The following is a 22,265-nucleotide window of genomic DNA, read 5'->3' on the forward strand; positions in this document are numbered from 1 at the left end:
CGTCGTCAGCGGCAACACAGCCGCATCCCATCATACAGTCAGCAGACTTGGAGGAGACACGATGCAAACCGATATCAAGCCGCACGACCTGGCCGTGGCCGGCATCCTGGAACAGCTCGAAGGCGCGCTGCGCGCCAATGACGGCACGGGCGCCGCGCAACTGTTCGAACAGGACGGCTACTGGCGCGACCTGGTGCTGTTTACCTGGAACCTGAAAACCCTGGAAGGCCGCGAACAGATCGCCGCCATGCTGGCCGCCCAGCTGGGCGCCGTGCAGCCGGTGTCCATCCGCATCGCCGACGGCGAACATGCGGTGGAGGCCGGCGGCGTGCTGCAAAGCTGGATCACGGTGGAAACGCACGTGGCGCGCGGCGTGGGCTTCATCCGCATCCGCGACGGCAAGATCTGGACCCTGCTTACCACCATGAGCGAATTGAAGGGTTTTGAGGAAGCCAAGGGCGGCCGGCGGCCCATGGGCGCGGAACACGGCGCGCGCACGAATCGCAGCAGCTGGCTGGAGCAGCGCGAGCAGGAGGCCAGGGAACTGGGCTACGCGCGCCAGCCCTACTGCGTCATCATCGGCGGCGGCCAGGGCGGCATCGCGCTGGGCGCGCGGCTGCGCCAGTTGAACGTCCCCACCATCATCATCGAGAAAAACGCGCGCCCCGGCGACAGCTGGCGCAAGCGCTACAAGTCCTTGTGCCTGCACGACCCGGTCTGGTACGACCACATGCCCTACATCCCCTTCCCCGACAACTGGCCCGTCTTCACGCCGAAGGACAAGGTCGGCGACTGGCTGGAAATGTACACCAAGGTGATGGAGCTGAACTACTGGGGTGCGACGTCCTGCGAATCGGCCAGCTTCGACGAAGCCACGGGCGAGTGGACGGTGCAGGTGCTGCGCGACGGCCAGCCCGTCACCTTGCGGCCGAAGCAGCTGGTGCTGGCCACGGGCATGTCGGGCAAGGCGAACCTGCCGAAGTTCAAGGGCATGGACGTGTTCCAGGGCGAGCAGCAGCACTCGTCGCAGCATCCGGGGCCGGACGCGTACGTGGGCAAGAAGGTGGTGGTCATCGGCGCGAACAATTCCGCGCACGATATCTGCGCCGCCCTGTGGGAAGCGGGCGTGGACGTGACCATGGTGCAGCGCTCGTCGACGCACATCGTCAAGTCCGATTCCCTGATGGACCTGGCGCTGGGCGACCTGTATTCGGAACGCGCGCTGGCGGCCGGCATGACCACAAACAAGGCCGACCTGACGTTCGCCTCGATTCCGTACAAGATATTGGCCGACTTCCAGAAGCCCGTCTTCCAGGCCATCCGCGAGCGCGACGCGGACTTTTATGCGCGCCTGGAAGAACGGGGATTCATGCTCGATTTCGGCGACGACGATTCCGGCCTGTTCATGAAATACCTGCGCCGCGGCTCCGGCTACTACATCGACGTGGGCGCGTCCGAGCTGGTCGCCGAGGGCAAGATCAAGCTGAAAAGCGGCGTCGGCGTGCAGGAATTGAAAGCCCGTTCCATCGTGCTGTCCGACGGCACGGAACTGCCGGCCGACCTGGTGGTGTACGCCACCGGCTACGGTTCCATGAATGGCTGGGCGGCCGACCTGATCTCGCCCGAGGTGGCCAACAAGGTGGGCAAGGTGTGGGGCCTGGGCTCCGCCACGACGAAGGACCCGGGCCCGTGGGAGGGCGAGCAGCGCAATATGTGGAAGCCCACGCAGCAGCAAGCGCTGTGGTTCCACGGCGGTAACCTGCACCAGTCGCGCCACTATTCGCAATACCTGTCGCTGCAGCTGAAGGCGCGCATGGAGGGGGTGAACACCCCTGTGTACGGGCAGCAGGAGGTGCATCACCTGGCGTAATAACCGAAGGCAGGTAAAAAAAATGGCGGCGGACCGAAGTCCGCCGCCGTTTTACGTTGCAGCGAAAATGTGGGGTCAGACCCCAGCAGTTTACTGCTTGATCGCTTCGATCGCGAACGTCAAAGTGACGTCATCGCTGACGGCTGGCGCATATTTGCCGGCGTTGAATTCCGAGCGCTTGATCTTGGCCGTGGCGTTGGCGCCGCAAGCGTCTTTCTTCAGCATCGGGTGCGGTGCGCAGGTGAACGAGGTGACGCTCAGGGTGACTGGCTTGGTCACGCCTTTCAGGGTCAGGTTGCCTTCCACGGACGCCAGCTTGTCGCCGTCGAAGTTGAACTTGGTCGATTTGTAGGTGGCGACCGGATACTTGGCCGTGTCGAGGAAATCTTCGCCTTGGATGTGCGAGTTGAACAGGGTCGAACCGGTATCGACGGACTTGGTGTCGATCAGCACTTCGACGGCGCCCGTCTTGGCGGCGCGGTCCAGGGTGATCTTGCCGGTGGTGTTGTTGAAACGGCTTTGCTGCGTCGAGAAGCCCATGTGGCTGTACTCGAAGCGGGGGAAGGTGTGGCTGCCATCGATGACATAGACTTCTGGAGCGGCAAAAGCGGACAGCGAGAAGCCGGCGGCGGCGATAAAAGCGAGCAGTTTTTTCATTGTAGGTTCCTAACAAGAAGTGGAGGATGTCAAAACCGCAAGAAGCTGCAGGCGAATAGTGCCTGAGGCTGCTTGTCTGGCTTCAGTTGCAACAGATTATGCATGGCATGAAGATCGATGTAAAACGGAAAATATACCTAGTTAGCATCGAAAAAATCGATAATAACGGCAATAATGTCCGCGACAACGTCTTCTGTTGCCGATTATTGTCTGCCTTGTCAAAAATATCCAGCGTTATACAGTCCAGCAAATGAGAATGATTCTTGTTATTATTCTATAGGCTGCGATCATCGCGGCCCGGGTGCGCATGCGGCGCCGCCCTGATTCCTCCATAATAGCGCTGAACACCGAGCAGAAAAACATGACGGCCACCCGCCACGATACGAACACCTTGAACCCGCACCCCACCTATTGCCGACCCCGCAGCCAGGGCGCGAGCGCCGGAGCCTTCGCCTGATGCGGGAAACGCCCGCCCCGGCGCCATTGCGCGAGGCGCATGGCGTGCGCCTGCGCCGCTGGGCCTGGACCGCCGCCGGCGCCCTGATGGTGCTGCTGGGGATCATCGGCGCCATGCTGCCCGTCATGCCGACGACGATTTTCCTCATCCTCGCCCTGGCCTGCTTCAGCCGCGCCTCGCCGCGCCTCGAGCACTGGCTGCTGCACCATCCCCGCTTCGGTCCGCCGCTGCGCCAATGGCGCGCACACCGCGCCGTCTCGCGGCGCGGCAAGGCCATGGCTTGCCTGGGCATGGCCATCGGCTTTGTCGCCATGTGCCTGGGCCATCCGCCGTGGTGGGTCATCGCCATGGTGGGCGCCATGGAAATCGCCGTCCTCGTCTACCTGTTGCGGCGTCCCGAAGGTCCTGCCGCCAGCGGAGCAGAATCTGCCCGCGAAGAGGACAAAGGCAGGCTGTAAACCGCCGTCCCCGCGTCGAAAAAACGGCAAGTCAGCCGAACTGCGCATAAAAACACCGCGACGCCTGCGCAGGGCGCGTCGAACTTTTCACCAAGATACGGCTACGTCACGCCCGTGCACGCGATTAAATTCGGCAAGAACGGCGCTTTCCCGCTTTTTCCACTTGCAAACTGGCGCATAGACATTATTTGCATATTCAAAGCAAGATTCTGTCGTAGGAGTAATAACACGATCGGAGGTATACTACGCAACCGACGTAGCAGGCTGGGCGATTTGGCCAAGCAAGCCTGTCACGGTCCAATAAAAAAGGAAACACTGCATGACCACACCACACCGTACGCCGGTGATTCGCATCGATGGCGCGAACAAGACCTTCGCGCTGCCCAAGGGCGAACAGTTCCACGCGGTCAAATCGGTCACGCTGGAAGTCTATCCCGGTGATATTTTCGGCCTGATCGGCAAGAGCGGCGCCGGCAAATCGACCTTGCTGCGCCTGATTAACCTGCTCGAGCGTCCCGACAGCGGCACCATTACCGTGGCCGGGCGCGAACTGACCCGCCTGGGCAAGAGCGAGCTGCGCGACGCGCGCCAGAACATCGGCATGATTTTTCAGCAGTTCAACCTGCTGCAAAACGCCAGCGTCTTCGACAACGTCGCCTTCCCCCTGAAAATCCATGGCGCGGTCAAGGGCGAGCAGATCGCCGCCCGCGTCGAGGAGTGCCTGGCGCTGGTGGGCCTGTCCGACAAGCAGCACAGCTATCCGGCGCAACTGTCGGGCGGGCAGAAACAGCGCGTGGCGATTGCCCGCGCCCTGGCCAGCCACCCGGACGTGCTGCTGTGCGACGAGCCGACGTCCGCGCTGGACGCGGAAACGACGCGCGCCCTGCTCGACACCCTGCGCGACATCAATGCGCGCCTGGGGGTGACCATCGTCATCGTCAGCCATGAGCTGTCGGTGCTGGGCGCCATCTGCAACCGCGTGGCCGTCGTGGAAAACGGCGCCATCGCCGAACAATTCGATCTGAGCGACACGGCCACCCCGCGCAAGACGGCGCTGGGACGCGAGCTGGCTTATTACGGTACCGAGGCGTTTGAAGCCACCGCATGGAAGGATGCAACACATGTTTGAAGAATCGATCAATAACGTCATCAAGCTGCTGCCGGAAATCTGGGTGGCGCTGGGCCAGACCATGACCATGCTGGGCATCGGCCTGACGGCCGCCATCCTGATCGGCGGCCCGCTGGGCATCCTGCTGTTCCTCGTCTCGGAAGGCCAATCGCTGGAAAACCGGCCGCTGTCGACGATCCTCGGCTGGCTGGTGAACACCGTGCGCAGCTTCCCCTTCATCATCCTGCTGGTCGCCCTGACGCCGTTTACGCGCATCATCGCCGGCACCTCGATCGGCCCGCTGGCGGCCAGCGTGCCGCTGTCGTTCGCCGCCATTCCCTACCTGGCGCGCCTGGTGGAACAGAACCTGCGCGAAGTGCCGCGCGGCGTGATCGAGGCGGCGCACGCCATGGGCGCGTCGGAAATGCAGATCATCTTCCGCGTGCTGCTGGTCGAAGCGCGTTCCGGCCTGGTGCTGGCCCTGACCGTGCTGTCGATCAGCTTCCTGTCGTATTCGGCCGTGGCCGGCGTGGTGGGCGGCGGCGGCATCGGCGACCTGGCCATCCGCTACGGCTACTACCGCTTCGAGACGGACATCATGGTCGCCACCGTGGCCATCCTGATCGTGCTGGTGCAAACCATCCAGTTCGCCGGCACGCGCATCGCCAAGCGCCTCGACAAACGTTAATCCCTATTCAGAAACAAGGACCTACATGAACCACCTTCGCCGCACCCTGCTCCTGGCCGCCGCCAGCCTGGCCTTCGCCACCGCCGCCCACGCCAAGGACCCGAAAGAACTCGTCATCGGCACCAGCTCCGGCCCGTACTCGGACCAGCTGAAGCTGGGCATCAAGCCCATCCTGGAAAAACAGGGCTACAAGGTCAAGATCGTCGAATTCAACGACTACGTGCAGCCGAACTACGCGCTGGCCGAAGGTTCGCTGGACGCCAATGTGTTCCAGCACATCGTGTATCTGACCAAGTTCGCCACCGATAACAAGCTGCCACTGAGTTCCCTGATCACCGTGCCGACCATGCCGATCGGCCTGTACGGCGGCAAGCAGAAAACCCTGGCGGAAGTCAGGAACGGCGCCACCATCACCATGCCGAACGACCCGACCAACCAGGCGCGCGCGCTGGTGATGCTGGCCAAGATGGGCTGGATCAAGCTCAAACCGAACGTCGACCCGCTGCGCGCATCCGAGCGCGACGTGCTGGACAACCCGAAGAAGCTGAAACTGGTGCCGCTGGAAGCGGCGCAGCTGCCACGCTCGCTGGCGGACGCCGACTACGCTTTCGTGAACGGCAACTTCGCCCTGGCCGCCGGCATGAAGCTGACGTCGGCCCTGAGTGTGGAAAAGATCTCGGACAGCTACATCAACCTGGTCGCCATCCGCACGGCCGACAAGGCCAAGCCCTGGGTCAAGGACCTGGAAGCGGCCTACCGCTCGCGCGCCTTCCTCGACGCGACGAACAAGTATTTGGCCGGCTACGAAAAGACGGACTACCAGCTGGCGCTGGAAAAGACGCTGAAAAAATAAACGGCGTGCACCAAACGTAAAAAGGACGGCGAAGCCGTCCTTTTTTATTGTCCGCGCCGCGCGGGCGCTGTCATGCAAAGCTTAGAAACGGTAACCCACACCAACGCCGATCAGGATAGGATCGACCTTGACTTCGCTGATCTTGGCGCCACCGGCCAGTACGTCGCTGCGGATCTGTACTTTCTTGATGTCGAAGTTCAAGGACCAGTTTTTGTCCAGTTTGTAATCGACGCCGGCTTGCAGCGAGTAGCCCCAGCTGTCGTGCTCCAGGCGGCCTGCGCCGTTCAGCAATTTCACGTCCGAGATATTCGTGTAGTTGATGCCGGCGCCCACGTATGGGCTGAACTGTTTTTCCGGCATGAAGTGGTATTGCAGCGACAAGGTCGGCGGCAGGTGCTTGAAGGTACCGATCTTCGTGCCGGACAAGGTAACGTCATGCTTTTGCGGGTAGGTCAGGATCAGCTCGGCAGCGATGTTCGGGGTGAAGAAGTACGAAATATCGATTTCAGGAATCGTCTTGCTGCTGACGTGGATCGTGTCCGATGCGCCGATGCCACCAACAGGAGCAGATTTGTTGGCCGGATCGATGTGCACGGCGCGCGCACGGACCAGCCATGGGCTTTCCTGTGCCATGGCGTTGCCGGCGAATGCGCCGATGGCGGCCAGGACGATTGCTGCTGCAGTTGCGGACGTTTTCATTATGTTTTCCTCTGTCGTTAAGTAACGCTGCGAAGTCTAAGAGTGCAGTGCAACAAAAACTTTGATCCACATCAAATAGTGCTAGATGGCATCACTAGAGGGATTTTTTCCTTTGCCCAGGTCAAGAAAATGCGGCAATGCAGCGTGACCGCTTGCCTGCGCGCCATGCCGGCACAAGTTGCCCGCCACGCAATCGCCACTTGCGCCGATGTCACTGGATTGCCACCGACCCGCGCGGCATACTATGTTTCGTTCGCACATGAGAATAGTAATGATTATCATTTGCGATATAATGGAACACCTCGCTGGGCGACTACAAAAAGGAATGGGAGACATGGATATATTGAGGGAACTGCGTGAATCGGGCTTGAAAGTGACCATCCCCCGCTTGCGGATTCTGCAGCTGTTTCAAGAAGGCGGCATCAAGCACCTGAGCGCGGACGATGTCTACAAACTCTTGCTGGCCGAAAAGATCGACGTGGGCCTGGCCACCATCTACCGCGTGCTGATGCAGTTTGCCGAGGCGGGCATCCTGTTCCGCCGGCATTTCGAATCGGGCCACGCCGTGTTCGAGCTGAACGAAGGCCAGCACCACGACCACCTCGTCTGCACGGGGTGCGGCAAGGTCGATGAATTCGTCGACGAAGGCATCGAACTGCGCCAGAACGAGATCGCCGCCGAGCGCGGCTTCGTGCTGCACGAACACGCGCTATCGCTGTACGGCACCTGCGCCGAGTGCACGGCGAAGAAAATCCCGCCGCGCCGGGCCTGAAGCTGCCTGGGCCGCCTGGGCGCCGCTGCCTTGCGGTAAGATTCGCTCACGCTTGAGAAAGGATCATCCATGTACATCGGAGAAATCGCCCGCCTGGCGGGCACCTCGCCCAAGGCCTTGCGCCACTATGAAGCGCTGGGCTTGCTGGGCGACGTGCGCCGTTCGGGCGCCTACCGCGTCTACACGCAGCAAGACCTGGCGCAAGTCAGACTCATACGCCAGGCGCAAGCACTGGGCTTCCGGCTGGCCGAACTGCTGCCCGTGCTGGCCGGCGACGAGACCGACTGGGCCGCCCTGTCGCAACACATCGCCACCAAGCGCGCGCAGGTGCGGCAGGATATCGCCCGCCTGCGCCAGCTCGACGCGCAACTGGCCGGCATCGACACGGAAATCCGCGACTGCCTGGCGCGCCAGCAGCTTCAAGCGGCCGCTTGACTCTGCCACTAGGGGCAGGCTTTAGCATGCAGGCTGTTCTTTAATGGAAAGCCTGCATCATGCCCCAAATAGCACCCAAACGCGTCCTGATCATCCTCGGCCACCCGTCCAGCGACAGTTTCTGCGCCGCCCTGGCCGAGGCCTACGCCGCCACCGCCCGCAGCGAAGGCCACACCGTGCGCGAGCTGCGCCTGGGCCAGCTGGACTTCGACCAGAACCTGCATGAAGGCTACCGCCAGATACAGCCGCTGGAAGCGGACTTGGTGGCGGCGCAGGAAGCCATCACCTGGGCCGAGCACCTGGTGTTCGCCTACCCCATCTGGTGGGGCGGCGCACCGGCCCTGCTGAAAGGTTTCGTCGACCGCGTCTTCCTGCCCGGCTTCGCCTTCAAGTATCGCCCGGGCAAGGCTTTCCCCGCGCAGCTGCTGAAGGGCCGCACGGCGCAGCTGCTGGTGGCGATGGACACGCCGCCCTGGTATTTCCGCTGGGTCTACCGTATGCCGGGCATTCACCAGTTGCGCAAGACGACGCTGGAATTTTGCGGCGTCAAGCCCGTCAAGGTGGCCAGCTTTGGCCCCATGATCCATTCCACCGAAGCGCAGCGGACGCGCTGGCTGGAACAGGCGCAGGCGCTGGCGCGGCGCCTGTAAGCCCGGCAACGGCTTGCCATGCAGCCATCTTGCATACGGTTTTGACAAGCCGGTAATCAAGCCGTCATATTCACAGGCTACCATGATGATATTGCCTGTTTGTCAGTCGCCTTGCTCTCGCGACAACAAGGGTCCGATCGTCATGTAAAGGTAGCCGCTGTGGAGTTCAACGCTTCTCGATTGCATCTTCCCCGTTATCGCACGTCCGTGGCGTCTGACCTGTGCATTCCCACGGAATCCGTGCAGGCCGACGCCAGCAACTTCGCCGTGCTGGAACTGTTCACGGAAAGGCGCGACATGATGAGCCTGCCCGTCACGGAGCAGCAGAAGCCCATCGGTTTGATCAGCCGCAACATCTTCATGTCGCAGATGTCCAAGCCCTTTTATCACGAGGTGTACGGCAAGAAGAGCTGCATCGCCTTCATGGACAAGGAGCCGCTGATCGTCGACGGCGCCATGAGCATCGAAGACCTCACCTTCCGCGCCGTGGAAGCGGGCGAAAAGGCGCTGGCCGACGGCTTCATCATCACCGAGGATGGCGCGCTGGCCGGCGTGGGCTTCGGCTTACAGCTGATGAACGTGGTGGCCACCATGCAGGCGGAAAAGAACCGCCAGATCATGCACAGCATCGATTACGCCAGCGTGATCCAGCGCGCCCTGCTGCGCACCTCCGATGCGGAGCTGCGCGCCACCCTGCCCGACGCGCACCTGGAATGGCAGCCGCGCGACGTGGTCGGCGGCGACTTCTACTTTTTCGAGCGCCACGCGGGTGGCTGGTTCGCCGCCATCGCCGACTGCACCGGCCACGGCGTGCCGGGCGCCTTCATGACCCTGATCGCCTCGTCGGCCCTGAGCCAGGCCCTGCGCGAGCTGGGGCCGCGCGATCCGGCCGCCCTGATCGGCGCCGTCAGCCGCGCCATCAAGACCTTGCTGGGCCAGGACGGCGCCGGCAGCGGCGCGGCCGCCGGCCACGCCGGCTCGAACGACGGCATGGATTGCGCCTTCCTGTGCTACGACACGGCCAGCGCCAGCCTGCGTTTCGCTGGGGCGAAACTGGCGCTGCACGTGGTCGCGCCGGGCGAGGAGACCGTGCGCGCCATCGACGGCGCGCGCATGGGCGTGGGCTATGTCGACACGCCGGCCGGCTACTGTTGGCACAACGAGACGCTGGCCATACCCGCCGGCAGCCTGCTGTTCCTCACCACCGACGGCTTGCTCGACCAGATCGGCGGCGCGCGCGACATCGCCTACGGCAAGCGGCGCATGCGCGAGCAGCTGCTGGCGCGGCGCGACGCACCGGCCGGCGAGGTGGCGGCGGCGCTGCTGCAGGACAGCGCCGCCTGGCAAGGCAGGCAGCCGCGCCGCGACGACCTGACCTTTTTCTGTTTCCGCCTGTAGTTTTGGCGCCATCGAGCCACCTTATCAACAAGAAACCGGGTCACCGGCTAGCCAGGAGCACGGACGTGCTGTACGAAGAATTCAACGAGTTTTGGGATGTGGCGCGCAAGCGCAACATCATCTTTTTTTACGTGGGCTATTTCTCGCAGCACGTGGTGAACGCCATTTCCGAAACCATCAAGGCGCGCCTCGACACGGCCGGCGCGGCCGGGCCCACGCGGCGGCGCATCTTTTCCTCGTTCATCGAGATGTCGCAAAACATCATGCATTATTCCGCCGACAGCCTGACGCCCGATGCGCAGCTGGACCAGCAGATGCGGCGCGGCTCGTTTTGCATCGGCACGCGCGGCGACAGCTTTTTCCTGCTGTGTGCCAACCCCGTCTCGACCGACAACGTGGCGCAGATCCGCGCCCGCCTGGAGCCGCTGCACACCATGACGATGGAAGAAATCCGCCTCGCCTACAAGAAGGCCCTGCGCGAGGAAGCGCCGGCCGACAGCAAGGGCGCGGGCCTGGGCTTTCTCACCATGGCGCGCGACGCCAGCGAGCCGCTGGAATTCGAATTCGTCCAGGACCCGCAGGAGCCTGGCCACACCATCTTCTGCATCAAAGCCATCATTTGAAAGAGCCGACTCAGGAAAGCATATGCAATTACCGTCACCACTGTTCATCGCCGCGACCCCGAGTTCGCCCGAAATCGACTTCCGTTTCGAGCAGCACACCCTGTCGATCAAGGGCGAGTCGTATCCGGAAAATGCGGCCGCATTCTATGGCCCGCTGATCGCCGCCGTGCGCGCCTACCTGGAAGGCTGCCGCGAGAGCGCCATCACCGTCAACGTCTCGCTGGCCTACTTCAACAGCTCCAGCACGAAGATGCTGTTCACCCTGTTCGACACCCTGAACCAGGCGGCCATCGACGGCAACCGGGTGCGCCTGAACTGGTATCACGACGAGGACGACGACACCATCCTGGAATTCGGCCAGGAGCTGCAGCAGGACTTCACGGCGCTCGATTTCCGCGACCATCCCGTGCAGGGCAGCTAGGACATGCGCGCCGCCCTCTCCGAGTCCGGACTGGAACCGGACCTGTTCACCGTGGAAGCGGCGGCGCTGGCCGCGGCGCGGCGCATGCACGCCGATACTCACGCCAGCGGCGAGGCGCAGCGGCGCGTGCTCGGTGAGCTGATCGTTCACTACGAGCGGTTGATGCGCGAGACGCGCCGGCTGATCGGCCGCAGCGACCGCGCCGAGCGCGACATGCATCTGCTGAACCGGCAGTTGCAGACGCTGGCCGGCCAGCTCGAATACCGCGCCACGCACGACCCGCTGACGGGCGCCCTGAACCGCGGCGCCGTGATCGACCACGCCTCGCGCTGCCTGGCGCAGGGCGACATGGCGCTGATCGTGCTCGACATCGACCTGTTCAAGCAGGTCAACGACGACTTCGGCCACCCGGCCGGCGACGGCGTGATCCAGGCCGTGGTGGACTGCCTGAAGGGACTATTGGGACAGGAAACGGCCATCGGCCGGGTCGGCGGCGAAGAGTTTTCCGTCGTCTGGCCCACCTCCTCGCGCGACGACGCGGCGCAAGTGGCGCAGCGCATCTGCGAGACGGTCGGTCGCCAGCGCCATGCGGCGCCCATCACGCGCGCCATCACCGTCAGCGTGGGCCTGAGCTGGAACCGCGCCGGCACGGCCTTCGAGACGGCCTACAGCCATGCGGACCAGGCCCTGTACCAGGCCAAGCGCGAAGGACGCAACTGCGTGCGTCAGTGGCTGGAGAGCTGAATCAGCGCAGCTGTTCGCGCACCATGCCGCCGTCGCGGCGCATGGCCGCCGCCGCACGCTGCATGGCCAATACCTGCGCCTCGGGCAGCTGTTTATTACAGGCCAGATACGTCTGCACGCGGTTGAACGTCAGCAGCGGCACCACCTTGCCCTCCCACGCCTTGCCGGCAAACGGCTTGCTGCCGACCGCCATGCCGACGGCCCACAGGTCGATGCGTCCCAGCAGCAGCTTTTGCGGATTGAGCCACTCCTGCGTCACGGGCGCCACGCTCAATCCTTGCTGGCGCAGGTAATCGTCGCGCGCGTCGCCCAGCACCGTGCCGATCACCAGGCCGCGCGCATCGGCCAGCGTGCGCAGCGTCAGGCGCCGCTCGGCCAGGCCATACAGCACCCATTCCGCTTCATTGAGGGGGCCGATCCAGCGAAATTGCGCTTCGCGCTCCTGCGTGCGGCTGGTGGAAAAGAGGCAGGTATCGGCTTCGCGCAGCGCTTGCGCGTACGCGCGCTTCCACGGCAGCAGCTCGATGCTGTAGGAAAGCGCGGCGCGCGCCATGATCTCGCGCACCTTGAGCGTTTCGCGTCCCACGACGACATTGCCTTCCATCATGCTCGACGGCGGCAAATGCTCGCCGACGATGCGCAAATCCGCCGCCGCTACCACCGGCGGCACCAGCAACGCCGCTGCCAGCAGCCATGCCATTCCTCGTTGTTTCATGCTTGCTTTCATCTACCTCAGGACATGTGCATCCCTGCCATCGGCACGATGTTACCACCGGCTACGGCTGGCCATCGCCAAAAGTTATCTATTAAATCATTGTTTTTCAGCAACGTGGCAGCGGGCCAACGCCGGCGGGGGTGCCATGTGGAAGACGGGGGAAGGAAAGGGGAAATAATGGCGGAAAACAGTAGGAGTCGAACCTACGGGAGAACGGCTGACGCCCTCCACCGGGTTTGAAGCCCGGCCACATCACCGGATGAGTGTGCTTTCCGCGGTGCCTGAGCTAGCTGCTCGACAAGGGTGGACTATAGGACCACAGCGCCTGCGGGCGCAATAGATGCCCATTGCCAACACGGCGAGTATAACCGACGCGGTCGAAGAACTCCAGAACCTGGATCGCCCGCTTGCGGCCCAGGCCGCTGGCGTCGCGGAAGGTGGCCGCGCCGACGGCGCCGGAACCGGGCGCCAGGCCGTCGTCCAGCTCCGCTTTTTCGGCCAGGGTGCGCACCAGTTGCGCCAGCTCGGCCAGCGCCGCCTGGTGATAGAACAGGTCGTGCACCACCTGGCTGATCTGCCCTGCCTTGGCCAGTTTGCGCAACAGCCGGCGCGCGTCGTCCTCGGCCAGGCCGAAGTCGCGCGCCAGGTCGCGCGTCCACGGCGGATCGGCACGCCCCTGCAGCAAGGCCGCCAGCAAGGGCTCGGCCAGCGCCTGCTCCTGCGGCGTCAATTCCACGCTGTGCGTCGGCAAGTGCAGGCTGGCGCCGCGCGCCAGCACGCTGCCCTGCGCCAGCAAGCCTTCGACCAGGTGGCTCCACAAGGCGTCTTCCATCTCCGCGTCGACGATGCGCTTCAAACGCCACAGTTCCGGCCCCGCCTCGTCGGGCGCGCGCGCGTGGAAGGCTGCCAATGCGGCCAGCACTCTTTCTTCCAGTACCGCCTGCGCCGCCGGCGCCAGCAGCAGGGCGTCGCCGCCGCGCAGGGCGATGCGCCGCGTGTCGGGCGGCAGCGCCAGGGCGTGCGGCGGCAGCAGGGACAGGCGCACCAGCAGCGACTCGCGCAAGCCCAGCGGGCTTTGCGCCAGCAAGGCCGCATAGTCGCCGTGCGCGACGAACGCGGCCAGCGCGTCGAGCCACGCCAGCCTGGCCGGGCTGCGGCGCTTGCGCGCGGGGCCGAACGGATCGAGCACCATGCCGCCGCCCACCGTCTGCGTGGCTTGCGCATTGCGCACGACGAAGCGGTCGCCCGGCACGCCGTGCATGGGTGCGTCGAACACCAGCTGCACCCTGCCCGTCTGCCCCGGCGACAGGGTTTCGCCATCGAGCATGACGGCGCGCGCCAGCTGGTGCGCCGCGCCCAGGTGCACGTGCAGCGGCGACCAGGCTTTCAGCTGCACGCCGGCGTCGGGCAGCAGGGTCAGTTCCACGTCGAGGCGTTCCGAGCACTGCGCCAGCTCGGGCGCGACGATCCAGTTGCCCCGCTCGATGCGCTCGCGGTCGATGCCGGCCAGGTTCAGCGCCAGGCGCTGGCCCGCCATCCCGGCGTCCGCCGCGCGGTTCTGCGCATGGATGCTGCGCACCCGTGCCGCCGCGCCGCCGGGCGCCAGCTGAAGCATGTCGCCCACCTGCGCGCGGCCCGCCAGCGCCGTGCCGGTGACGATGGTGCCCTGCCCCGACAAGGTGAACACGCGGTCCACGCCGAGGCGGAACAAGCGCCGCTCGTCGCGTCGCGGCAGGCTGCGCGCCACCCGCGTCAGGTGCGCCAGCAAGGCGGCCACGCCGGCGTCGCCGTCGCGATGGGCGGCCGTGGGGAAGATCGGGCTGCCCGCCAGCGGCGTGCCGGCCAGCAGCGCCTCGATGTCCGCCTCCACCTGCGCCACACGGGCGCCGTCGGCGCGGTCGATCTTGGTCAGCGCCACGGCGCCGCGCGTCACGCCCAGCAGCTGCAAGATGGCCAGGTGTTCTTGTGTCTGCGGCATGATGCCGTCGTCGGCCGCCACCACGAGCAAAGCGAAATCGATGCCCGTCACGCCGGAAGCCATGGTGCGGATGAATTTTTCGTGGCCCGGCACGTCGATCACGCCCAGCACCGTGCCGTCCGCCAGCGGCAGGTAGGCGTAACCGAGTTCAATCGAGATGCCGCGCGCCTGCTCTTCCTTCAGGCGGTCCGTGTGCACGCCCGTCAGCGCGCGCGTGAGGGTCGTCTTGCCATGGTCGATATGGCCTGCGGTGCCGACGATCATGCGGACAACTCGTCGAGTTGCGCGATGAAGGCCGTCTCGTGCGCCGCTTCCAGGCAGCGCAAATCGAGCCACAAGGTGTCTTGTCCGATGCGCCCGATCACGGGACGCGGCAAGGCGCGCAGCCGCTGTTCCAGCGCGCCCAGCGGGTTGCTCAGGCGCGAGCCTGGGGCGCTGCGGATGGCCAGGCCAAAGCTGGGCAACTGGTCGACGGGCAAGGCGCCGCTGCCGATCTGGCTTTTCATCGCTTCAGCGGTGACCACATAGGCGCTGCCGAGCGCCCCTTGCAGCAGCGGCAGCATGGTGTCCGCCTGCGCACGCATGGCGGCGGCGGGACGCGTCAGCAGGCGCAAGGTGGTCAGGCGCTCGGCCAGCAAGTCCGGCGCGCGGTACAGCTGCAGCACGGGGGCCAGGGCGGCCAGGGTCAGCTTGCCGACCCTCAGTGCGCGTTTCAGGGGGTTGCGCTTGATCTTCGCGATCAAATCGGCGCGCCCGACGATGACGCCGCACTGCGGCCCGCCCAGCAATTTATCGCCGCTGAAGGTCACCAGGTCGGCGCCCGCTGCTATGGTTTCGCGCACCGTCGTTTCATGCGGCAAGCCATACTGGGCCAGATCGACCAGGGTGCCGCTGCCCAGGTCCACGGCCGTCGGCACGCCGCGTTGCGCCGCCAGCGGCACCAGTTCGTCGAGCTCCACGCTTTTCGTGAAACCGGTGATCGCGTAATTGCTGCAATGGACCTTCATCAGGAGGGCAGTGTCTTCATTCACGCCGTTGGCGTAGTCGGCCAGGTGCGTGCGGTTGGTGCTGCCCACTTCGCGCAGCACGGCGCCGGCGCGCGTCATGACGTCGGGGATGCGGAAGGCGCCGCCGATTTCCACCAGTTCGCCGCGCGACACCACCACCTCCTTGCCCTGCGCCAGGGTATTCAACATCAGCAGCACGGCGGCCGCATTGTTGTTGACGATGGTGGCCGCTTCGGCCCCCGTCAGTTCGCGCAGCAGTTCCTCGACCAGGTCGTCGCGGTCGCCGCGCTTGCCCGTCTCCAGGTCGAATTCCAGATTCATCGGCCACTGCAACGCTTCGACCACGGCTTGCACGGCGGCGTCGGGCAGCAGCGCGCGGCCCAGGTTGGTGTGCAGCACGGTGCCCGTCAGGTTATAGACGGCGCGCAGCCGCGAGCGCGATTGCGCCTGCAGCCGTTCGGCCATCTGCGCGGCGATGGCGGCGATCGATGCGCCCTCTTCGCAGACTGCGCCCGCCAGCATGGCCGTGCGCATTTCCGCCAGCACGGCGCGCGCGCAGGCCACGGTCTGCACGCGGCCATGGTGCGCGATCAGGTCGAGGCAAGCCGCGTCGCCCAGGATGCGGTCCACCGACGGCAGGCGCACGGTTTGCCCCGTCGTCATGCTGGCTGGCCCTCGCCGCTGTCGCCCTTGCCCAGCCACAGCAATGGATTGCCGCTGGCGCGCTGGTAGCCCGCCTCGCCCACCAGCAGGTCGAGCATCAGGCTGGCCAGGTCGTCGGCCAGGGGTTCGACGTTGTAATCGTGTTCCTGGTTGAAGACCTTGCGGTAGGTATGGCAATCGTCGCAGGTTTCCGCGCGCGCCACCTTCTTCGGATCGTTCGCCTTGTTCGGCGATTTGTCGTCCTTCGCCGCCACGGGATCGAACGGCTTTGCTCCCGCCGCATCCAGGCCCTGGTAGGCGATCTTGCCATTTTGTTCGCAGGTCGAGCACTTCACGCGCACCATATGCCATTCGCTTTCGCAAATGCCGCAGTGCAGGTAGCGGTAGCCCTGCGACCCGCCGCCGATGCGGATCACGCTGGCGACGGGGTGCGAACCGCAGACGGGGCACAGGGCGCCCGTTTCCAGGTCCGGCACGCGCGCGGCGCGCAGTTCGCTGGCCGACACCGACCATAAAATTTGCAGCGCGGCCGCGACGAACGGTGCATGCATGGGATTGAGGTTGTCGCCGTTTTCATCGAGCACGCAATCGGCGCAGGCGTCCAGCGCTGCCGCGTCGAGCGCGCGCAATTGCGCCAGCACCTGCGTCAGGCCGCCGGACAGGGCCGGCTGGCTGGCCGCCGTGGCAGCCAGTTCATCGAGCAGGCTGGCAAAGATGTCGCGCCAGACGGGCGGACGGGCGCCGCTGACGGGCAGCACCGGCATGCGGTGAGCGATGGCGCGGCGCAGCGCGTCGGGGTCGGCGGCGGGCACGGCGCCAGGCGCCAGTTTTCCCACCACGGCCGCCTGCGCGTCGGCCAGCGCGGCCATCAGCACCAGGTAACCCTGCATGCCCGCATCGACGGGGATGCCCTTGATCTTGCCCTGCGCCAGTTCGCGCAAGCGCAAGGCGCGCGCCGTAAACAGGCTGGCGGGCTGCGGCAGCAGCAGGCGCGGAATCGCGTTATGGTCCAGGCCTTCGATTTCGCCTGGCTGAAGAATTCGTTGTACCAATGGAGTTTTCCCATCCAAAAAAAACAAAGCAGAGCCAGCGGAGTTGGCTGTGCTGTAAAAGTATTCTAAACGATAAAGAGAACGGGGCCGATCCTGTGGGACCGGCCCCGGCTCTTGCAGCAGGGTGTCAGTGCGGCAGCTTAATCCTTGCTGTTGCGCATCACCGATTCAAACCACTTCGGATGGTGCTTGCGCGCCCAGCCGTAAGTGACGGTGCCGCGCACCATGGCGCCGATCGAGCCCTTGACCCAGATCGCTGCATAGATGTGCACGATGATGGCGCAGATGATGCCAAATGCGCACACGGCGTGCAGCAAGGCGGCCGCGCGGATGACGGGGATCGGGAAGTAGAACGCGAAGTACGCGCGCCAGATCACGATGCCCGACAGCAGCAATCCCACCATGCAGGCGAGCAGCACGAAGAACAGGATCTTCTGGCCGGCATTGTATTTGCCGATCTTCGGAAGCTTTTCTTCGCGGTTGTTGAGCACGTCGTCCATCTGTTTCAGCCACTGCTTGTCGCCGTCCTCGAACTTGTTGTGGTGCCAGAAGCGCACCACCAGGATCGCGAACGAGACGAACATCACCAGGCCGGCGAATGGATGCAGAATGCGCGTCCATTGCCCGCCGCCGAACAGATTCGCCAGCCACGCCATCGACGGATGGAACATGGCCAGCCCGGACAGGGCCAGCATGACGAAGGTGATGGCGGTGACCCAGTGATTCGTGCGCTCGTTCGGTTCGTAGCGCTGGATCAGCGGGTTGCCATCCTTGTCGCGCAGCTTGCCATCGTGAAGTTCACTATGCTTCATGCTGTTCCTCCCGGATGCGCTTGGCCTCTTCCAAGGCTTCGTGCTCTTCGTCCTTGCTCACTTCGTTCGGACCGACACGCGTGTAGTGGAAGAAGCCTGCCAGCGCCGTGGCGGCCATGCCGGCCACCGCCAGCGGCTTGGACCAGCCCTTCCAGAAGCCCACCATCGGGCTGATGCGCGGGCGTTCCGGCAAGTTCGAATACAGCTTCGGCTTGTCCGCATGGTGCAGCACGTACATCACGTGCGTACCGCCCACGCCCAGCGGGTCGTACAGGCCCGCATTCTCGAAACCGCGCGACTTCAGGTCGACGATGCGCTCTTCCGCATGCACCTTCATGTCTTCCTTGGTGCCGAAGACGATGGCGCCCGTCGGGCAGGTTTTCACGCAGGCCGGTTCCTGGCCCACGGCGACGCGGTCCGAGCACAAGGTGCATTTATAGGCGCGGTCGTCCTTTTTCGAAATGCGGGGCACGTCGAAAGGACAGCCGGCCACGCAGTAGCCGCAGCCGATGCAGCTTTCCTGGTGGAAATCGACGATGCCGTTCGTGTATTGCACGATGGCGCCCGGCGCCGGGCAGGCTTTCAGACAGCCCGGGTCCTCGCAGTGCATGCAGCCGTCCTTGCGGATCAGCCACTCGAGGTTGCCGTCGTTGTTTTCGTGTTCGGCAAAACGCATCACCGTCCACGATTGCGGCGTCAGGTCCGTCGGATTGTCATAGGTGCCATGGTTTTCGCCGACTTCGTCGCGCAAGTCGTTCCATTCCATGCACGCCGTCTGGCAAGCCTTGCAGCCGATGCATTTCGACACGTCGATCAGCTTGGCCACGGTGCCCGTCACCGGGCTGCGCGCCTGCGGCGGCGTGACCGTGGTGGCGGACAGGCGCCGGATATCTAAGGATTGCAGTGCCATTATTGAGCTCCCATCATGCTTTTTCCACCTTCACGAGGAAGGACTTGAATTCCGGCGTTTGCGAATTCGCATCCCCCACGCCCGGCGTCAGGGTATTGATCAGATACCCCGGCTTGGCCACGCCCGTAAAGCCCCAGTGCAGCGGCAGGCCCACGGTATGCACCGGTTTGCCCTCGATCATCAAAGCCTTGATGCGCTTGGTGACGACGGCCTTGGCGATGATGTGGCCGCGCTTGGAACTGACGCGCACTTCGCCACCGGCGACGACGCCGATGCTCTTGGCCAGCTCTTCGCCGATTTCGACGAATTGCTGCGGCTGGATGATGGCATTCAGGCGCGCATGCTTGGTCCAGTAATGGAAATGCTCGGTCAGGCGATAGCTGGTGGCCACATGCGGGTATTCCTCATGCGTGCCGAACAGCTTGCGGTCATCGGCGAACACGCGCGCGGCCGGATTGCTGGTCGCCTGCGGGTTTTTCGGATGCATGGGGTTATAGCCGAGCGGATTCTCGAACGGCTCGTAATGCTCGGGGAACGGCCCCTCGGCCATGGCGCCGCGCGCAAAGAAGCGCGCCACGCCCTCGCCCAGCATGATGAACGGGCCCATGCCGTTTTCCGGCGGTTCGTCGGCCTTGAAGTCGGGAATGTCCGCCCCGCTCCAGTTCGTCCCATTCCACTCGATGAGTTTACGGGTCGGATCGAAAGCCTTGCCCTTCAAGTCGCACGAGGCGCGGTTGTACAGCACGCGGCGGTTGGCCGGCCACGCCCAGGCCCAGCCCAGGGTCTGGCCGATGCCGGTCGGGTCGCTATTGTCGCGCCGCCCCATCTGGTTGCCCGCCTGCGTCCAGCTGCCGGCGAAGATCCAGCAGCCGCTGGTGGTGGTGCCATCGTCGCGCAATTGCGCAAACGAGGCCAGCTGCTCGCCCTTTTTCACCAGCAGCTTGGTCGGATCTTTCGGATCGTACAAGTCGGCCAGCGCCTTGCCGTTGAATTCGCGGGCGATTTCTTCCGGCTGCGGGTTATGCGGCTGCGCATAATTCCACGTCAGGTTGACGATAGGATCGGGGAACTTGCCGCCCTCTTTCTTGTACATGTCGCGCATGCGCAAGAACAGGCCCGACATGATCTCCAGGTCGCTGCGCGCCTGGCCCGGCGGTTCGGCCGCCTGCCAGTGCCACTGCAGCACGCGCGAAGAACTCACCAGCGAACCGCGCTCTTCGGCGAAGCAGCTGGTCGGCAGGCGGAACACTTCCGTCATGATCTTGGTGGGATCGACTTCGTGGTACTGCCCGTGCGCCTTCCAGAATTCCCCCGTTTCCACGGCCAGCGGATCCATGATGACGAGGAACTTCAGCTTAGCCAGCGCTTCCGTGACCTTCTGCTTGTTCGGCGCGGACGCCAGCACATTGAAGCCCTGGCAGATATAGCCCGTCATCTTGCCTTGATGCATATTCTCGATCGCTTGCATCAAGTCATACGGCTTGTCGAGTTTCGGCAGGTAGTCGAAGGCGTAGTTATTTTCCGCCGTGGCAAAGTCGCCCCACCACGTCTTCATGAAGCTGACGTGGAATTTGCGGTAATTGCTCCAGTAGCTGAGCTGGTTCGGCCGCAGCGGCTTGGTGGCGCGCGCGGCGATATAGCCGTCGAAATCCTGCTCGGCTTCGTTCGGCAAGGTCATATAACCCGGCAACAGGTTCGACATCAGGCCCAGGTCGGTCAAGCCCTGGATGTTCGAGTGGCCGCGCAAGGCGTTCATGCCGCCGCCGGCGATGCCCATATTTCCCAGCAACAGTTGCACCATGGCGCCCGTGCGGATGGTCTGCGCGCCCGTCGAATGGTGCGTCCAGCCCAGCGCGTACAGGATGGTGCCGGCGCGTCCCGGCACGGCGGTCGAAGCCAATGCTTCCGCCACCTTGTGGAACTTGTCGGCCGACACGCCGCACGTGCGTTCGACCATCTCGGTCGTGTAGCGCGCGTAGTGCTTCTTCATCATCTGGTAGACGCAGCGCGGGTGTTCCAGGGTCGGGTCGACCTTGGCGTAGCCGTCTTCGCCGATCTCGTAATCCCAGGTGGCCTTGTTGGTGTACTTGCCTTTTTCCTTGTCGAAACCCGAGAACAGGCCATCCTCGAACGCATAGTCTTCGCGCACGATGAAGGGCATGTCCGTGTAGTTGCGCACGTACTCATGCTGGATCTTGTCGTTCGTCAGCAGATAATTGATGATCGCGCCGAGGAAGACGATGTCCGTGCCGGTACGCGTGGCGCAGTAGTAATCTGCCACGGATGCGGTACGGGTAAAACGCGGATCGACAACGATCAGCTTGGCCTTGTTATGCGCCTTCGCTTCCGTTACCCACTTGAATCCGCAAGGATGTGCTTCTGCTGCATTGCCGCCCATGACCAGGATCACGTCGGCATTCTTGATATCGACCCAATGATTCGTCATCGCGCCACGGCCAAACGTCGGGGCAAGACCTGCCACCGTCGGTCCGTGTCATACACGCGCCTGATTATCAAAGGTCAGCATCCCCATGCTGCGCACCGTCTTGTGGGTCAGATACCCCACCTCGTTGCTGCCGGCGGACGCGGCCAGCATGCCGGTGGAGAGCCAGCGGTTGACGGTCTTGCCGTCGGCATTCTTTTCGATCAGGTTGGCGTCGCGGTCATCCTTCATCAGGCGCGCGATCTTGTCGAGCGCCACATCCCAGGAGATCGGTTGCCATTCCGTGCCGCCCGGTGCGCGGTATTCGGGCATTTTCAGGCGGTTCGGGCTGTGGATGAAGTCGACCAGGCTGGCGCCTTTCGGGCACAGGGTGCCGCGGTTCACCGGGTGATCGGCATCGCCTTCCACGTGGATGATGCTGGAGACGGCGTTTTTCGCGCCGTCGCCCAGGCCATACAGCAGGACGCCGCATCCTACCGAACAGTAAGGACAGGTATTGCGTGTCTCGGTCGTGCGAGACAGCTTGTATTGCCGCACTTCCGCCATCGCCTGGCCCGGTGCGAAACCGAGCAGGGCGAGGCTGGAACCAGCAATGGTCGCGCCAGTTACCCGAAGGAACTGGCGCCTGGACATCTGAACCATATTCAGGCCTCTATGATGTGAGTAAATAAAAAGTCATACGGCGTCGTTGTCGTGTCATACCATCAAGATATAAGCACCATGCCTGTGCCGTATGACGCCATTTTACCCCTCAAACTCCGACAAGGCTTAGTCCGCCGGGAAAAATTGCCTTTAGTCAACATTAATCTGACGATAGCGAAGGTTCCCTCTAAACAATGCCAGTCTGCCCGG

The 22,265-nt window shown here is 63.9% G+C and carries 21 protein-coding genes and 1 tRNA gene; 12 read left to right on the top strand and 10 right to left on the bottom strand.

Going from position 1 to position 22,265, the window contains the following annotated elements; genetic code table 11:
- Positions 1-61 precede the first annotated feature (61 nt).
- Complete coding sequence (locus J0O65_RS24925) at positions 62-1,870, top strand: NAD(P)/FAD-dependent oxidoreductase (RefSeq protein WP_215409845.1); 1,809 nt, start codon at positions 62-64, stop codon at positions 1,868-1,870.
- Positions 1,871-1,960: 90 nt separating this feature from the next.
- Here the strand turns inward: J0O65_RS24925 and J0O65_RS24930 are convergent, their stop codons facing one another.
- Entirely contained in the window at positions 1,961-2,527 is a 567-nt protein-coding gene (locus tag J0O65_RS24930; protein ID WP_215409846.1) for a YceI family protein, read from the bottom strand.
- Positions 2,528-2,983: 456 nt separating this feature from the next.
- Between J0O65_RS24930 and J0O65_RS24935 the strand changes: the two genes are divergently transcribed.
- From J0O65_RS24935 to J0O65_RS24950, 4 genes are all read left to right on the top strand, one after another.
- Positions 2,984-3,442 (top strand): YbaN family protein, encoded by a 459-nt coding sequence (locus J0O65_RS24935; protein ID WP_215409847.1) that lies wholly within the window; start codon positions 2,984-2,986, stop codon positions 3,440-3,442.
- A gap of 319 nt (positions 3,443-3,761) precedes the next feature.
- Complete coding sequence (locus J0O65_RS24940) at positions 3,762-4,571, top strand: methionine ABC transporter ATP-binding protein (protein ID WP_215409848.1); 810 nt, start codon at positions 3,762-3,764, stop codon at positions 4,569-4,571.
- Entirely contained in the window at positions 4,564-5,238 is a 675-nt protein-coding gene (locus J0O65_RS24945) for a methionine ABC transporter permease (protein ID WP_152251093.1), read from the top strand. Before J0O65_RS24940 ends, J0O65_RS24945 begins: the two co-directional genes overlap by 8 nt.
- 25 nt (positions 5,239-5,263) lie before the next feature.
- Positions 5,264-6,091 carry a MetQ/NlpA family ABC transporter substrate-binding protein gene (locus J0O65_RS24950; RefSeq protein WP_215409849.1) on the top strand — a complete coding sequence of 276 codons (828 nt, stop codon included), beginning with the start codon at positions 5,264-5,266 and terminating at the stop codon, positions 6,089-6,091.
- An 81-nt stretch (positions 6,092-6,172) separates the two neighbouring features.
- Here J0O65_RS24950 and J0O65_RS24955 read toward each other — a convergent pair whose 3' ends face one another.
- The gene (locus J0O65_RS24955; RefSeq protein WP_215409850.1) at positions 6,173-6,790 is read right to left on the bottom strand and encodes an OmpW/AlkL family protein; all 618 of its coding nucleotides are present in this window, start codon (positions 6,788-6,790) and stop codon (positions 6,173-6,175) included.
- Positions 6,791-7,124: 334 nt separating this feature from the next.
- Between J0O65_RS24955 and fur the strand changes: the two genes are divergently transcribed.
- The 7 genes from fur (at position 7,125) to J0O65_RS24990 (ending at position 11,833) form a co-directional block, all read left to right on the top strand.
- The gene (gene fur / locus J0O65_RS24960; protein ID WP_076566678.1) at positions 7,125-7,562 is read left to right on the top strand and encodes a ferric iron uptake transcriptional regulator; all 438 of its coding nucleotides are present in this window, start codon (positions 7,125-7,127) and stop codon (positions 7,560-7,562) included.
- A 69-nt stretch (positions 7,563-7,631) separates the two neighbouring features.
- A complete protein-coding gene (locus J0O65_RS24965; RefSeq protein WP_215409851.1) occupies positions 7,632-7,997 on the top strand; it encodes a MerR family transcriptional regulator in 366 nt (121 codons plus the stop codon).
- 59 nt (positions 7,998-8,056) lie between these two features.
- Positions 8,057-8,647: an NAD(P)H-dependent oxidoreductase gene (locus tag J0O65_RS24970; protein ID WP_215409852.1), complete on the top strand. Its 591-nt coding sequence runs from the start codon at positions 8,057-8,059 to the stop codon at positions 8,645-8,647.
- Between the two features lie 240 nt (positions 8,648-8,887).
- The gene (locus J0O65_RS24975) at positions 8,888-10,045 is read left to right on the top strand and encodes a SpoIIE family protein phosphatase (RefSeq protein WP_353056244.1); all 1,158 of its coding nucleotides are present in this window, start codon (positions 8,888-8,890) and stop codon (positions 10,043-10,045) included.
- Between the two features lie 65 nt (positions 10,046-10,110).
- A complete protein-coding gene (locus J0O65_RS24980) occupies positions 10,111-10,668 on the top strand; it encodes a SiaB family protein kinase (RefSeq protein WP_034756676.1) in 558 nt (185 codons plus the stop codon).
- A gap of 22 nt (positions 10,669-10,690) precedes the next feature.
- Positions 10,691-11,089, top strand: coding sequence for a DUF1987 domain-containing protein (locus J0O65_RS24985; RefSeq protein ID WP_215409854.1), 399 nt, complete (start codon positions 10,691-10,693; stop codon positions 11,087-11,089).
- 3 nt (positions 11,090-11,092) lie between these two features.
- Positions 11,093-11,833, top strand: coding sequence for a GGDEF domain-containing protein (locus tag J0O65_RS24990; RefSeq protein WP_215409855.1), 741 nt, complete (start codon positions 11,093-11,095; stop codon positions 11,831-11,833).
- A gap of 1 nt (position 11,834) precedes the next feature.
- On the opposite strand, the gene J0O65_RS24995 is transcribed toward J0O65_RS24990, so the two are convergent.
- The 8 genes from J0O65_RS24995 to fdnG form a co-directional block, all read right to left on the bottom strand.
- Positions 11,835-12,548, bottom strand: a complete 714-nt coding sequence (locus J0O65_RS24995; protein ID WP_215409856.1) for a substrate-binding periplasmic protein — start codon at positions 12,546-12,548, stop codon at positions 11,835-11,837.
- A gap of 178 nt (positions 12,549-12,726) precedes the next feature.
- Positions 12,727-12,822: transfer RNA gene (locus tag J0O65_RS25000), tRNA-Sec, on the bottom strand.
- Positions 12,823-12,834: 12 nt separating this feature from the next.
- The gene (selB, locus tag J0O65_RS25005; RefSeq protein ID WP_215409857.1) at positions 12,835-14,790 is read right to left on the bottom strand and encodes a selenocysteine-specific translation elongation factor; all 1,956 of its coding nucleotides are present in this window, start codon (positions 14,788-14,790) and stop codon (positions 12,835-12,837) included.
- Complete coding sequence (selA, locus tag J0O65_RS25010; protein ID WP_215409858.1) at positions 14,787-16,196, bottom strand: L-seryl-tRNA(Sec) selenium transferase; 1,410 nt, start codon at positions 16,194-16,196, stop codon at positions 14,787-14,789. The genes selB and selA overlap by 4 nt, the downstream gene beginning before the upstream one ends.
- Positions 16,193-17,248: a formate dehydrogenase accessory protein FdhE gene (gene fdhE / locus J0O65_RS25015; RefSeq protein WP_215409859.1), complete on the bottom strand. Its 1,056-nt coding sequence runs from the start codon at positions 17,246-17,248 to the stop codon at positions 16,193-16,195. The genes selA and fdhE overlap by 4 nt, the downstream gene beginning before the upstream one ends.
- Positions 17,249-17,388: 140 nt before the next feature.
- Positions 17,389-18,060, bottom strand: coding sequence for a formate dehydrogenase subunit gamma (locus tag J0O65_RS25020; protein WP_215409860.1), 672 nt, complete (start codon positions 18,058-18,060; stop codon positions 17,389-17,391).
- Positions 18,050-18,970, bottom strand: coding sequence for a formate dehydrogenase subunit beta (gene fdxH, locus J0O65_RS25025; protein WP_215409861.1), 921 nt, complete (start codon positions 18,968-18,970; stop codon positions 18,050-18,052). Before fdxH ends, J0O65_RS25020 begins: the two co-directional genes overlap by 11 nt.
- A gap of 13 nt (positions 18,971-18,983) precedes the next feature.
- Positions 18,984-22,055, bottom strand: coding sequence for a formate dehydrogenase-N subunit alpha (gene fdnG, locus J0O65_RS25030; protein WP_215409862.1), 3,072 nt, complete (start codon positions 22,053-22,055; stop codon positions 18,984-18,986).
- Positions 22,056-22,265: the final 210 nt, after the last annotated feature.

Source organism: Janthinobacterium sp. JC611, assembly GCF_018682595.1.
GTDB lineage: Bacteria > Pseudomonadota > Gammaproteobacteria > Burkholderiales > Burkholderiaceae_D > Janthinobacterium.